Here is a 13662-nt window from a genome sequence, read left to right on the forward strand (position 1 = left end):
CGGAGTAATCCCAAGAGTGCATTTGACGGAAAGGTAGACCCATCTTTTGGAAGACGTACTTCTCTTTCACGCCAGAAGCTACCAAATCAGGCTTCAGCGCTTTGATAAATTCCTCGAATTCGTAAGCGGTAACGTCGTCATAAACAATGGTGCCGTTTTCGATGTAGTGAGTGGTACGTTTGTAGTCGTCATTATGAGCGAACTCATAACCAGTACCAATCATCTTCATGCCCAAGTCTTGGAAAGCTGGGACAACGTGGCGAGGACGTAGACCACCAACCATGATGGCAACGGTCTTACCTTCCAAGCGGGGGCGGTACTTAGCAACTACCGCATCCATTGTGGGTTGATATTTGGCGATAACCTTCTCAGCGTTTGCTTGGATTGTTTCGTCAAACTTGGAAGCGATTTCCCGTAAAGATTCAGCAATCTTGGTGGGGCCGAAGAAGTTGTATTCCAACCAGGGTATACCATAAGCTTCTTCCATGTGACGGCTGATGTAGTTCATCGACCGATAACAGTGGATGAGGTTCATCTTCACATTGGGGGTCATCAACATTTCGTTGATGGTGCCATCACCTGACCACTGAGCGACTACGCGCAAGCCGATTTCTTCTAACAGGATGCGGCTAGCCCAAGCATCTCCACCGATGTTGTAGTCACCAATGATGGCTACATCATAAGGAGTACCTTCAAACTGAAGTGTACCGTCTTTTTTCGCTTGGTCTGCTCTGGTAAATACCCAGTCACGAACCATGTCGTTCGCAATGTGGTGTCCCAAAGATTGGGAAACACCCCGGAAGCCTTCGCAACGCACGGGTACAACTGGCTTACCAATTGTTTTCGATGTCTTGCGAGCAACAGCTTCGATGTCATCCCCAATTAGACCGATGGGGCATTCAGATTGAATGGAAACACCACGGTTGAGGGGGAAAAGTACATCTAGTTCTTCGATCAGCTTGACAAGTTTCTTGTCACCACCGAAAACGATATCTCTTTCTTGGAAGTCAGAGGTGAAGTGCATGGTACCAAAGGTATCAATACCTGTGGTACCGATGTAGTAGTTACGACGACCAGACCAAGACCAGTAACCGCAACCTACAGGCCCGTGGCTGATGTGGATCATGTCCTTAATAGGGCCCCAAACCACACCTTTAGAACCGGCGTAAGCACAACCACGAGCGGTCATTACCCCAGGAAGGGATTTGATGTTAGACTTAACGCCGCAATCGGACTTACCTTCTTCGTATACGCCTAAGTGCTTTTCGCGCTTTTTAGCAGCTTTGTCTGGGTAAGCACTGAGAACTTCTTTAATTAGTTCTTTTCTTTCTTCGATGATGTTTTGATTTTCTGGAGGTGTCATACTTAGCCTCTGTGACTCGTAAGGATCGGGCATAGGGGGACTAGGAGTCCCCTCTAAGGTTAGGGGGGAGATGGAAGAGAGAGGAAAAGGTAAGATATGAAACTCTTCCTTTTTCCTTGTGCTAAAGCGTTATTTCTTAGCGCCTACTTAGACTAAGCTTGAGTAGCAGACTGAGCAACCAACTTAGCAGTATTTTCTTCGCTTTCGAGAATACCGAATTCAATCAACAATTCTTCTAGTTCTTCCATTTCGATAGGTGTAGGAATAGCCAGGTTTTTGTTGTTGATGATCTTGGTAGCCAATGTCCGATATTCGTTAGCTTGGTTGCTTTCTGGTGCGTACTCGTTAACGGTCATGCGGCGCAATTCTGCGTGTTGAACAATGTTGTCACGGGGTACGTAGTGAATCATTTGGGTGTTCAACCGTTTTGCCAAGGTTTCGATCAATTCGATTTCCCGGTCGGTATTACGGCTGTTACAAATCAAACCACCCAAGCGCACGCCACCGGTGTGAGCATACTTAAGAACACCACGAGCAATGTTGTTAGCAGCGTACATCGCCATCATTTCACCAGATGTAACGATGTAGATTTCTTGTGCTTTACCTTCACGGATAGGCATTGCGAAACCACCGCACACAACGTCACCTAATACGTCGTAAGATACGAAGTCTAGGTCTTGGTAAGCACCGTTTTCTTCTAAGAAGTTGATGGCGGTGATGATACCACGACCGGCGCAACCTACACCGGGTTCTGGACCACCAGATTCTACGCAACGAACGTTACGGAAACCGGTCAGCATTACTTCTTCGAGTTCGATATCTTCTACTGCACCACGTTCTGCGGCGAGGTGAAGAACGGTTGTTTGAGCCTTGCTGTGCAGCATCAAACGGGTGGAGTCAGCTTTAGGGTCGCAACCGACGATGAGGATGCGTTGACCCATTTCTGCCATAGCTGCCAAGGTGTTTTGAGAGGTGGTAGATTTACCGATACCGCCTTTACCGTAGAAAGCTATCTGTCTAATGTTATCGTCTGTCATTGTTCGTGTTTCCCTGCAATTGGTTGGTTGGTGGGTCTGTGCGTTTGTCAGTTGCGTTCACGCCAGTTGAGCGACAGTAGTGAGCGCGTGTAGAGCATCGTTGGTAGCGTTGGCATAAATGCCTGCTGGGGGCGATCGCTCCACAGCCATAATGATTGAGAGTAGGTACATATATTTCGTGGTTAAATTGTTTTCTTTTGGTTTTTTGTCCTTTGTCCTTTGTCATTTGTTCTGACAAAGAACAAAGAAAATTACGCGATTTACAAATACGTCATAATGTGTTTCAGCTTGCAAGATTCAATAGGATTTGATGTTGTTTGTCAACAATCAATGCATAAGTCCTATTACTTGTTCAAAATAGCGCCCTTCATGTTTGTGACGCGATCTAGTGCAGCTTTGGTGTCTTCTGCTGACACTCCACGCACAGCCATTGCTTCACCGAGATGCTTGGCGATCGCATCGAAGTGTTGTTGTTGTAGATTCAATCCTGCGTGGGTTTTGTCCATTGGACGACCGCCGTATTGCTTTGGCCCTTCAAATATTTGAGCTAAGAAAGCAACTAGATGATTACGTTGCTTTGCCATGTCTGTACCAGCAAAAATGGGACTGAGGAGGCTGTCTGTAGCAATGCGTTTGTGGAGTTCATCTACTACTTGTTCAATAGCTGGTTGTCCACCAATGTTGTCGTACAATGTGCTCATATCCTGTTCCTTTGAAGCGAGTTGGATGATGAAATTTGCAAGTAGGCGCTTAATCTATGAAGCCTATATGCTGTTAGCCGTCATAGCTAATGAAGCTATCGGTTGTCGGTAGGATTGAAGCATTGATGTGGAGACAATTATATGGTTCAAATCCTACTTTCTGTTCCTGGCTGAATGCATATTAGAGCGTATTTGTAGATTACGTTAAGTCCTACAGCAATTCCTAAACTGCTTCGACTACAAGGCTCTTGCTGACACGATCTTGTAATCTGGCTTCGATCGCAATTTTGAGAGTTGCTGTACTACTAGAACAGGAACCGCAAGCACCTTGCAGCACAACTTTAACGCGATCGCCTTCTACATCATACAGTTCTACATCTCCCCCGTCTGCAATCAGTACGGGTCTGATTTCTTCATCAAGAACCTTTTGAATTAGAGCAATCTTTTGCACGTTTGTTAGCGCTCGTTGCTTTGAATTAACAATTTCTGTGGCAACTTGTACGCTGTAATTGTTGAGAGCAGGTGAGGCGTATTCCTGTTGAACTGATCTAATAATATCATCGATATTAGCCAGACAGGAACCGCATCCGCCACCAGCTTTTACATAATTTGTTACTTGCTCGGCATCCGTGAGATGATTTTCTAGAATCACGCGACGAATCTTAGACTCGCTGATGCCAAAGCAACTGCAAACTAATGCACCTTCATCATCATCATCATGGCTAGCTAGAGGAATGCCACGATAATTATAGATAGCAGCTTCTAGCGCTTCTTGTCCCATGACAGAGCAATGCATCTTTGCTTCTGGTAAACCACCAAGGTAATCTGCAATGTCTTTGTTGGACACTTTCAGAGCTTCATCTAAGGTTAAACCTTTGACCATTTCGGTTAATGCACTAGAAGATGCGATCGCACTAGTACAACCAAAGGTTTGAAACCGAGCATCTAGAATCTTATCAGATTCTACTTCCACTTTCAGGTGCAATCTCAGAGCATCGCCGCAAGCAATACTACCGATTTCGCCCGTTGCAACCTTAACTCCAACTTCGCCCGTTTCTTCAATTTCTCCCTGATTCTTGGGATCGTAAAACAGTTCTAATACTTTATCGGTGTAGTCCCACATATTATTTAAGTGCTGAGTGCTGAGTGCTGAGTTATGAGTGTGGGGATTGGGGAAGGGGTAATAGGGAAGGGGAAAAATCATTCCTTTACCCTTTACCCTTTAACCTTTTCCCATTTTTTCCCAGTCCCTAACGATGTGCTAGTGCTTGTTCTTGTCCTTGCAACCAACCTGCTTCATCATTTTTGAAGGGTGAGAGGGCGCGTAAACGTTCTACAATACTGGGCATTACCTCTATTACTCGATCGATTTCGGCTTCGGTGGTGTAGCGACAAAGACTGAAGCGAATTGAACCGTGCAAAGTTGTGTAGGGTAAGCCCATTGCCCGCAGGACGTGAGAGGGTTCCAGAGAACCGGAGGTACAAGCAGAACCGGATGATGCACAGATACCGTATTTGTTCAATAACAGTAGAATTGCTTCACCTTCGATGTACTTAAAGCCGATATTGGTCGTGTTGGGCAATCTCTGCGTAACGTCACCGTTTACGACACAATCGGGAATTTTAGCGAGTAAAGTTTGTTCGAGGCGATCGCGCAGCTTTCTTTCTCTTGCGATCGCTTCTTCTAAGTGTAACAGTTCTAGTTCCGCAGCTTTGCCCAAGGCAATAATTCCTGGAACATTCTCTGTTCCCGCCCTACGTCCGCGTTCTTGGTGTCCCCCAATCATGAAGGGACGGAACCGAACCCCGCGCCGGATATATAAAGCACCAATTCCTTTAGGCCCGTGCAGCTTGTGACCAGACAGGGTTAACATATCCACCGTGCTAGTCTTCATATTCAAGGGGATTTTTCCCACTACTTGCACCGCATCTACATGGAAGATAGCACCATATTCTTTGACGCGCAACCCAATTTGCTCAATCGGGAAAACCGTTCCGGTTTCATTATTCGCATACATAATTGTCACCAAGGCGGTGTTACCCGTCAAGGAAGCTTCTAGTTCATCTAGATCCAGCTGCCCTTGATGATTTACTGATAGATAGGTAACACTATAACCTTGGGTTTCTAATTGTTTGCAGACATTGAGTACTGCTGGATGTTCAACTTGGGTAGTGACGATATGTCGCTTTTCTGGTTGCGCCAATAGTGCAGCTCGAATCGCGGCGTTATCTCCCTCAGTACCACAACTTGTGTAGACAATTTCTGACTCATCGGCTCCCAGGATGGCTGCAAGTTGTTCTCTTGCTGTTCTCACTGCTTTACCGACTTGCCCACCAAAGGTATGCATACTGGAGGGATTGCCGTAATAATCCGTCAGGTAAGGTAGCATTACCTCTATAACTTCTGGGTCTACCTTAGTGGTGGCATTATTATCGAGATAGATGCAGTTATTTTGCATTGTTGTCTTCAATTAAGAATTAGGAATTATTTAATTAAGCTTCAAAACCCACTGATTGGGATTGGCGCTTTTGCAACTGTTCAGAGTATTTCTGGGAATAGCAGTTAAACCAACGTTCCCAGTAATCTTGTTTATTTGTTAATTTAGCAACTACGCGGTTGTAATTGGTAAACCAGCCTTCCCAGTAATCGCTAGGCTGCTTAACGCAACCGTCGCAGGTGGGACAACCAGCTTTACACTGAGGCACGGTATGAATGCTACCAATACAGTTTGTACAAAGTTCAGGGTCAATCCAGTGCTGTCCATCAACCACTTTAATTGCATTCGTCGGACATACCGTTAGACAGAGATTGCAGGAAATACACTGGCTAGTAAGAATTTTGTAAGCCATGATTTATTCTCCTTTTTTGGGAATGGGGCAGTGGGCATTGGGCATTGAGATTTGGGTTTAAGGGAGGGCATTGAGGATAATACTTATCCCATGCCCTATGCCTCATGCCCCATGCCCTATTAGTTATTCCCTAATTCTTTAACGTATTGCTCGTAGAACTCTAAAGCAACCTTTTCAATCACGTCGTAAGCTTCAACAGTCTTAATTCCAGCTTCTTGCAATTTTTCTTGAGGACAGTTACCAATCTTGGAGACTAAAACTGCTTTGCAATCTGCGATCGCTTTCATAATATGCTCAAAAGAAGCTTCTTCGCCGTATCCACCTTGGCAGTATTGGTCAATTTTACGATGGCTGACAAAGCGAACTTCGTTTCCACCCACTTCGTAAATTTGGAATTCTTTCGCATGACCGAAGTGTTGGTTAACCAATCCGCCGCCTTTGGTTGCTACTGCGACGAGGATTTTAGGACTGTTGGCAATTTTCTTACCAGCTAGCGCCTTATCTTTGGCTACTTTAAGTTCTTCTTTAAACTTCTCAATTCCTTCGTGAACAGTAGCGCGTTGTTCCATGTCATATTCGGGAGCCATTTCCAAGAATTTCTCTTTGGAAAATTCCTGGCTGCGGTCTTCTCCCAATAATCCGACTGCATCGGCACGGCACTGGCGACAGTGACGCATCATTTTCATGTTACCGGAGCAGTTGTCTTGAACTTCTTTGAGTTCTTTGGGTGTGGGGCCGCGTTGACCGGTTAAACCGAAGTGTGTGCCATGTTCTGGTGCAGAAATCAATGGCATGATGTTGTGCAAGAATGCACCTTTCTCACGAATGACTCGATTCACTTCGACTAAGTGATGGTCATTAATTCCGGGAATCATTACGGAGTTGACTTTGCACAAGATATCAGCGTCTTTCAGGGCTTGCAATCCTTCCATCTGTCTTTCGTGGAGGATTTTTGCACCTTCAAGACCTCTGTAACGCTTGCGTCTGTAGTGAACCCAAGGATAAATCTTAGCACCGATCTCTGGATCTACCATGTTAATGGTGATCGTAACGTGATCTATATTTAATTGTTTAATGCGATCGATGTAGTCGGGCAGCATTAAACCATTGGTTGATAAGCAAAGCTTGATGTCTGGTGCTTGCTCTGCAATCAACTCAAATGTGCGGAAAGTCTTTTCTGGGTTCGCCAATGGGTCGCCAGGGCCAGCAATTCCCACAACTGTCATTTGGGGAATCTTGCCGCCAATGACTAAAGCTTTGTGTGCTGCTTGTTCTGGTGTTAGCAATTCGCTAACTACTCCAGGACGGCTTTCGTTAGCGCAATCATATTTGCGGTTGCAATAGTTGCATTGAATGTTGCAAGCGGGAGCAACTGCAACGTGCATCCGGGCATAGTGGTGATGAGCGTCTTCGCTGTAGCAGGGATGTTTAGCAATGCGTTCTTGGAGCTTTTCGTCCCTTTCCACGGTGGTGCTGGTGGTGCTGTCACAGCCGCAACCACCTGATTTTGCTTGGGTTGGCGATTCCGTAGCGTTGGAGTTGAGGAGTCGTGTAGACGGTGATGTCATTGAGTTTCGCAAAAGGTCGGTGGACTTGGCTGCCACTGTGGGAGATGCTGTTGCTACTCTTTCATGCCCAGAATTGAAGTCGCGTCTTCCACACTGCCTGCAAACCCTTGGGTGAGGGCGACTTGTTTTTAAGTAAAGCAGGCGATAGATATCTGATGTTCGGCTGGTGTGTGTCAACGTTCGGTTCTTGGGTAGAATTTGTGCTTACAGCCGCGACTTCTCTTCACTTCAGGCATGGTGCTATATCATCCCTCCACTCACTCTTCGCTTTGTTTTGTTTCAGAGCGTTAGGTGATTGGCGATATAAGATTTATAGCAGCCGTCTCCCAGCCAGATGTTGCGTCTCTCTAGGATAGAATTTATTGGATTTATTACTTTTGTACTCAAATACTAAAAACTTTAATTCTTCAAGCATTACAAGAATTAAAAAAGTTTTTTTCAGGTAGGGGTTCTAGTATTTTTTGGTTGGGGTTCTAGTGTTTATAGATAGGGGTTCAGGATTTCTTTGTACTCAGCTAAAACTCAATCTTAGCAAGGAATTTAATCTAATTCTAACTGGATTTGAGTTATTAAAATGTGTACTCAGATTGCCCTCAATTTCCGTCAAAAGCAAGAGATGCCAAGGGTTTGAGGGTGAAAAACTGGAGTAGTCTACATCGTTCTACTCCAGAAACGTGCGAAATTCAATTCTGTATCTAACATATCATTTTTTTGAGGGTAAAAATGCAATTCATATTTTTTTAATTTTTGCTTTGACAATGATATTCAATTGTGGTTGTAAGTCTTGACTGATAAGCGATGTGAGGTAATGAAAATAGGTGTGTTGCTGCATATCATTTTCAAAAAACTTAACTTTTAACTCTTTTTTTTCATTCCCACAATGAGGAGATGGGTAGAAAACTCTCAGGTTTTGTGTTTGAGAGAAACAACAAACTATAATCTAACATGATTGAGCGATCGCAATGAATTTTCTGAATTGCTCACTACAAACCTTAGCAAAAAACCCCATTCCCAACACGGGAAGGGGCAAAATTTAAAATATTTCTTCTTATAGGAGAGAGGTTTTCCAGATACCGCTCTTTGTTGCTGATACTATTTGGCTACAATCAAACCAAACGTGAAAAAATCTTAAGTTATGATAGCCATTTCCCAACAGCCGCCAAAAATGACCGTTGAGGAATATCTCGAATGGGAACCTCAGCAAGACCTTCGCTACGAATATGCCAATGGCGAAGTATTTGCCATGACAGGCGGTACAATTCCCCATAACGACATTGCACTCAATCTCTACAGACCTTTGTACCCTCATTTGCGTGCCAGAGGTTGTCGAGTGAATGTGTCAGACGTGAAAATGCAACTCACTCCCCAGAGTCGCTACTATTATCCTGATGTTATTGTCAGTTGCGACCCTGAAGACCTCAATGCCCGCAACTTTATTCAACATCCCAAGCTGATTGCCGAAGTTCTTTCGCCAGGGACAAGCGCTAAAGATCGGGGTGAAAAATTTACTTATTATCTGACAATCCCCAGTTTGCAAGAATATATCTTAATTGACTCGGAAAAAATCTCCGTTGAGCGTTACTGTCGGGGTGAGGGTAGGATGTGGCTTTACTATCCCTACACGGCTGGAGATATCGTCACTCTATCGAGCATTGAATTTGAGTGTCCGATTGAACTGCTGTATGAAGGTGTTGTATTTATCACCGAAGAATAAAGAGAATGTTCCGTGTTAACTTTTAAAGAGCGATGTCTATGACGGGCTATTCGGTGTCGCACCTTAAGCAACTGCATAGCCAGTGTAGGGTCTTAACTCCGGTGGACGAAACCCTAGAACAATGTGTTCTTTAGGAATTCCAGCCCGTTCCAAATCGGCGGCAATGCCTTCTTCTGTGCCATCCCGTTGAATCCAAATTTTGCCATCAATTAGGTCAATATGAACCAGACAGCCGTGAATGCGGCGATCGCCATCCCAACCTAGATCCATCCACAAATAGCGATCGCGGTTTCGATCGAACACTACTTCTGATTGAATATCCGCATAGGAATAACTCAATGAAGCATATTCACCGAGGATAGTTTCAATCACCTGGCGATAGTGGTCTAATTGGGTATAATCCATTATTTGATGACCTCCTGTTTTGGATCGAATGTAATCAGTTTTAAACGATGATTTCTTAATAAAAGCTTGCCAATGGGTTCTTCAAACAAATCATCAAAAACTCTGTTAGGCACTGCAAGATATAACATTCGCTTGGGCTCCAACTCAATTAAGATATCCTGATATAAAATATACTGGCCTAACGCTTTTTCTAAATCATCAACATCCGATCTCCCGCTAAAACTTTTAATCTCAACTGCAATTTTGGATTCTGCTTTTTCCGCCGCCAACAACTGTCTAGCCCCTAAATCAACATACAAATCTTTTTTACCAAACTTCAGAGTCAGTGGGTCATGAGTAATTATCCATTTATCTTTAATCAAAGCATTTTTGACATTGTTGTGATAGATGTCTCTAGCTGGCATACAAGTGTAGTTTTAGACTGATATTTCTATTTTAGGAAATCGCTACACTAGATTTATCAGGAAAAACAGGCTATCTAAGTTCATTCGGCAAAATATGGTAGCAGGAGGAATGTGATGAAAGCAGTCGTTATCCGTCGGTATGGGGAGGCTGAGGTGTTGCAGTATGAAGACGTGGAACAGCCGAAAATTGACTCAACGCAGTTACTTGTGAAAGTTCGTGCTAGTAGCGTTAATCCCATTGATTGGAAAATTCGTCAGGGGATGTTGAGTTTAATTACTGGCAACAAATTTCCGAAGATTCTGGGGTTTGATGTGGCGGGAGATGTCGTAGCTGTTGGCTCTAGTGTCACGCGCTTTAAACCAGGAGATGCTATTTATGGCAGTACTAGCTTCCCTGGAGGAGGTTATGCCGAATTTGTAGCTGTTCCAGAAAACTTGGTGGCTCTCAAACCAACAAACTTATCCTATGAAGAAGCTGCGGCTGTGCCTTTAGCAGCGCTCACAGCTTTGCAAGCTTTGCGAGATGAGGGAAATATTCAAACAGGACAAGCTGTTTTGATTAATGGTGCTGCGGGCGGTGTGGGCAGCTTTGCAGTACAAATCGCCAAAGCTTTAGGGGCAGAAGTGACGGGAGTTAGCAGTACTAAAAACTTGGATTTAGTAAAATCTTTAGGAGCCAATCGCGTCATTGACTACAAGCAACAAGATTTCACCCAAGATATAGCGCAGTATGACATTATCTTTGATGCAGTGGGTAAGCGATCGCTCTCTCAAACCAAAAGAGTTTTAAAACCCAACGGAATTTATATCACCACGCTACCCAGCCCCGAAGTTTTGTTAGAGGGCGTCTTAACAGCGTTCCTTCCAGGTCAAAAAGCTAAATTTATCCTGCAAAAACCCAACACTCAAGATTTGATTTATCTGAAAGAATTGATTGAAGCGGGTAAAATTCGTGCAGTAATCGATCGCACATATCTCTTACAAGAACTCGCTGCTGCTCATGCTTATAGCGAAAGTGAGCGTGCTGTAGGGAAAATTGTGATTGCAGTTTCTAGTTGACTTTCTTTGCAAAGAGCATTTCATATCGTGTCCGGCTAAAAACTTATCATTTAGACCGCAGGTCTTGCTGGGGGAAAGAGACGTTTCCGATTTTTGCACAGATGCGGTAATCATAAGTGATTAACCGGACTTGATATCAGACCTCTTTAAATTTTGGACTTTCCTGCGGAACGCTACGCGTAGTTTGCTTCCCCGGAGGGGTACGGCATAAGCGTTCAGTAGAACACTTTTACAGCTATTTTCAACTAAATAGACCACGCGGTAGGGACACAGCAATGCTGTGCCCTTACGGCAGATATGGTTCAAATACATGAAGATTGCTGTAAAGTATTCAATCCAAAATCCAAAATCCAAAATTTAAAATTCGGTGGATGCTGCTACTTGACTTCTATCAACGAGATGATCTTATCAAGGTCATTTCCAAGGTATTTATAATTACCAGCAGTATAGTTACGGCTTAGGCGTGTAGGAAAGCTTATAGATGGTGCCGCTGTAGTCATCCGAAATTAACAAATTACCTTGCCGATCTACTGCCATATCCACGGGTCGCCCCCAGGTTTCTTGCGTTGCTGGAACTACCCAACCATTGACTAAATCTATCTCTTGTCCCGGAGTCTTTGTCTTACTGTTCCAGGGAAAGTAAGCTATTCTGTAGCCCGTTTTCTTCCGCCGATTCCATGAACCATGCAGCCCTGCCACTACCCCATTTGAGTATAGGCTGGGAAAGTTAGTATTTTGTAAGAATGTTAGTCCCAAGGGAGCTGAATGGGCTTGGATACCTTTGCTAATCCTGTCCATTGCATTGCAATTAACACTTCCATTAGCATTTAACTGATAGTCGCGGTCAAATGGCATATTGTTAAGGCCATTTGAGGTGTCAGGATTGGGGTTGCAGAATGGCCAACCGTAATTACCACCATCTCGGACTTTCGTGAACTCTTCTGGTGGGTGGTTGTCTACATAGGAGGGGATAATCTTACCGTAATTGCCACTGCTATCGTTGAAGGGATAGGCAATCTGATCTCGATTATTAACGACTACCCAAAGATCGTTTGTACCAGGTAAGAATGCTAACCCTTCGGCATTACGTAAACCTTGGGCAAAAAGCCGCTGATTGGTTCCATTAGCGTTGTACTGGTAAATTGCACCACGCTTTGGATTACTGACAGTATCTTGCTTACAAGCATTGCATGTAGAGGCGATGGACACGTACAGTTTATGGTTGGCATCAAGTGCGATATTTTTCAGTTCGTGACCATAAGCGCCTTTAAGTTCCGGCGTGCTGCCGTCTGGTAAGCCAGTTACAACGATTTGACGATTTTTCGCTACTTTATCTCCAGAGTTGTAGATGAAGCGGTTAATTTGATGAGTTTCAGAGATATAAATGTATGTGGTGTTGTCAATTTTATGAAACACAATGTCGTGTGGTTTGCGTAGACCCGTCACGAAGTCAGAAATAATTGGGTCTTTGCTGCCATTTGGTCGGACAATTAACACTTTACCGGAACTGGGCTGTGATACTAGAAGATCCCCATTGGGAGCAACTGCCATAAAGCGAGCTTTGTTAATGCGAGCATAAACAGAGATGGAGAAATTGGGTGGCACTTTCAAGTAACGGTTAATATTAAAGGGCCAAGAGGTCATTGTACTAGGCACTTTCAGCTTGGTTTCAACAGACGCCGGAGGCGGTTGGCCGATCGCTGCGGTGCTAAGAACCTCCAAGGACATCAAACTAATTAGCGATGCGGATAGTATGCCTCCAAGTATCTGTGTTGGTTTTAGAGTAAATGCAACCATTTTTAACTTCCCTCTAGCTTAGTAGTGATGTATGTTACACATAGTTCTCGGCTAGCCGATTTGACCGAGAGCTTGAATAAAGGTAACTCAAGGGTATTCTTTTTCTTAAACACTTAAAATATCTTTATCTACTGCTATTTTTTCTAACTCATCAACAAATGGGTAAACTGAGAGTGATAAAAAAGGCAGAGCGATCACACTTTCAAACCAAAGAAGTCCTCAAACCCAACACAATTATCATCACGCTACCCAGCGCAGGAACTATTTATTGTATAGAATGTCTTAACAGCGTTCCTTCCTGGTCAAAAAAACAAGTTTGTGTTTACAAAACCCAATGCTGAGGACTTGGTTTTTCTCAAAGAGTTGATTGAAGTTGGTAAAATTCCTGTGGTGATTTATTGCACATATCCCTTGGTAGAACTAGCGATCGCTCATGGTTATAGGGAGAGTGGATATGGCGCAGCCCGTTGTAGACATCGCAGTTGCAAGTTGATAGGTTTTGATTACAGCAGTTTTCAGGTAAATAGCTGTAATATTTTACTAACACACCTTAATCTGCGTATCTAGCTTTAATTTGGTAGGTTGGGTTGAGGAAGGAAACCCAACAATGCGGCAGTGATCCAGTTTCACCTAATTCATTTAAGTAAATTAGACTGAATACGCTTTTATTGCTGCGATCGCTTTTGCTGTCCTATTTCTTGGACTTATGCAATAGACTTCTTGGCATTTGTCGGGGTAAAGGGGAAGGTGGGGCCCCCTCTGGG

At 43.9% G+C, this 13662-nt stretch carries 14 protein-coding genes; 3 read left to right on the forward strand and 11 right to left on the reverse strand.

Going from position 1 to position 13662, the window contains the following annotated elements; genetic code table 11:
• From nifD to nifB, 8 genes are all read right to left on the reverse strand, one after another.
• The coding region (gene nifD / locus RMY16_RS31870; protein WP_322739723.1) for a nitrogenase molybdenum-iron protein alpha chain at positions 1-1363 on the reverse strand (1363 nt) is incomplete at its 3' end.
• Positions 1364-1515: 152 nt separating this feature from the next.
• On the reverse strand, positions 1516-2400 hold the full coding sequence (nifH, locus tag RMY16_RS31875; RefSeq protein WP_322739724.1) for a nitrogenase iron protein: 885 nt from the start codon (positions 2398-2400) through the stop codon (positions 1516-1518).
• Positions 2387-2626 carry a hypothetical protein gene (locus tag RMY16_RS31880; RefSeq protein WP_322739725.1) on the reverse strand — a complete coding sequence of 80 codons (240 nt, stop codon included), beginning with the start codon at positions 2624-2626 and terminating at the stop codon, positions 2387-2389. Before RMY16_RS31880 ends, nifH begins: the two co-directional genes overlap by 14 nt.
• Positions 2627-2744: 118 nt before the next feature.
• Entirely contained in the window at positions 2745-3101 is a 357-nt protein-coding gene (locus tag RMY16_RS31885; RefSeq protein ID WP_322739726.1) for a group 1 truncated hemoglobin, read from the reverse strand.
• Between the two features lie 223 nt (positions 3102-3324).
• Complete coding sequence (gene nifU / locus RMY16_RS31890) at positions 3325-4224, reverse strand: Fe-S cluster assembly protein NifU (RefSeq protein ID WP_322739735.1); 900 nt, start codon at positions 4222-4224, stop codon at positions 3325-3327.
• Positions 4225-4351: 127 nt separating this feature from the next.
• Positions 4352-5560, reverse strand: coding sequence for a cysteine desulfurase NifS (gene nifS / locus RMY16_RS31895; protein WP_322739727.1), 1209 nt, complete (start codon positions 5558-5560; stop codon positions 4352-4354).
• Between the two features lie 34 nt (positions 5561-5594).
• Positions 5595-5951 carry a 4Fe-4S binding protein gene (locus RMY16_RS31900; RefSeq protein WP_322739728.1) on the reverse strand — a complete coding sequence of 119 codons (357 nt, stop codon included), beginning with the start codon at positions 5949-5951 and terminating at the stop codon, positions 5595-5597.
• Positions 5952-6070: 119 nt separating this feature from the next.
• Positions 6071-7519: a nitrogenase cofactor biosynthesis protein NifB gene (gene nifB / locus RMY16_RS31905; protein ID WP_322739736.1), complete on the reverse strand. Its 1449-nt coding sequence runs from the start codon at positions 7517-7519 to the stop codon at positions 6071-6073.
• A gap of 1135 nt (positions 7520-8654) precedes the next feature.
• On the opposite strand from nifB, the gene RMY16_RS31910 reads away from it, so the two are divergent.
• Complete coding sequence (locus RMY16_RS31910) at positions 8655-9233, forward strand: Uma2 family endonuclease (protein ID WP_322739729.1); 579 nt, start codon at positions 8655-8657, stop codon at positions 9231-9233.
• Between the two features lie 63 nt (positions 9234-9296).
• Here RMY16_RS31910 and RMY16_RS31915 read toward each other — a convergent pair whose 3' ends face one another.
• Positions 9297-9638, reverse strand: a complete 342-nt coding sequence (locus tag RMY16_RS31915; RefSeq protein WP_322739730.1) for a XisI protein — start codon at positions 9636-9638, stop codon at positions 9297-9299.
• Positions 9638-10042: a XisH family protein gene (locus RMY16_RS31920; protein WP_322739731.1), complete on the reverse strand. Its 405-nt coding sequence runs from the start codon at positions 10040-10042 to the stop codon at positions 9638-9640. The genes RMY16_RS31915 and RMY16_RS31920 overlap by 1 nt, the downstream gene beginning before the upstream one ends.
• A gap of 114 nt (positions 10043-10156) precedes the next feature.
• Between RMY16_RS31920 and RMY16_RS31925 the strand changes: the two genes are divergently transcribed.
• The gene (locus RMY16_RS31925; RefSeq protein ID WP_322739732.1) at positions 10157-11101 is read left to right on the forward strand and encodes an NAD(P)-dependent alcohol dehydrogenase; all 945 of its coding nucleotides are present in this window, start codon (positions 10157-10159) and stop codon (positions 11099-11101) included.
• Between the two features lie 450 nt (positions 11102-11551).
• Here RMY16_RS31925 and RMY16_RS31930 read toward each other — a convergent pair whose 3' ends face one another.
• Positions 11552-12898: a PQQ-dependent sugar dehydrogenase gene (locus tag RMY16_RS31930; RefSeq protein ID WP_322739733.1), complete on the reverse strand. Its 1347-nt coding sequence runs from the start codon at positions 12896-12898 to the stop codon at positions 11552-11554.
• Between the two features lie 318 nt (positions 12899-13216).
• On the opposite strand from RMY16_RS31930, the gene RMY16_RS31935 reads away from it, so the two are divergent.
• A complete protein-coding gene (locus RMY16_RS31935; RefSeq protein WP_322739734.1) occupies positions 13217-13465 on the forward strand; it encodes a hypothetical protein in 249 nt (82 codons plus the stop codon).
• Positions 13466-13662 lie beyond the last annotated feature (197 nt).

The sequence above is a fragment of the Nostoc sp. DedQUE12b genome, assembly GCF_034530835.1.
GTDB lineage: Bacteria > Cyanobacteriota > Cyanobacteriia > Cyanobacteriales > Nostocaceae > Nostoc.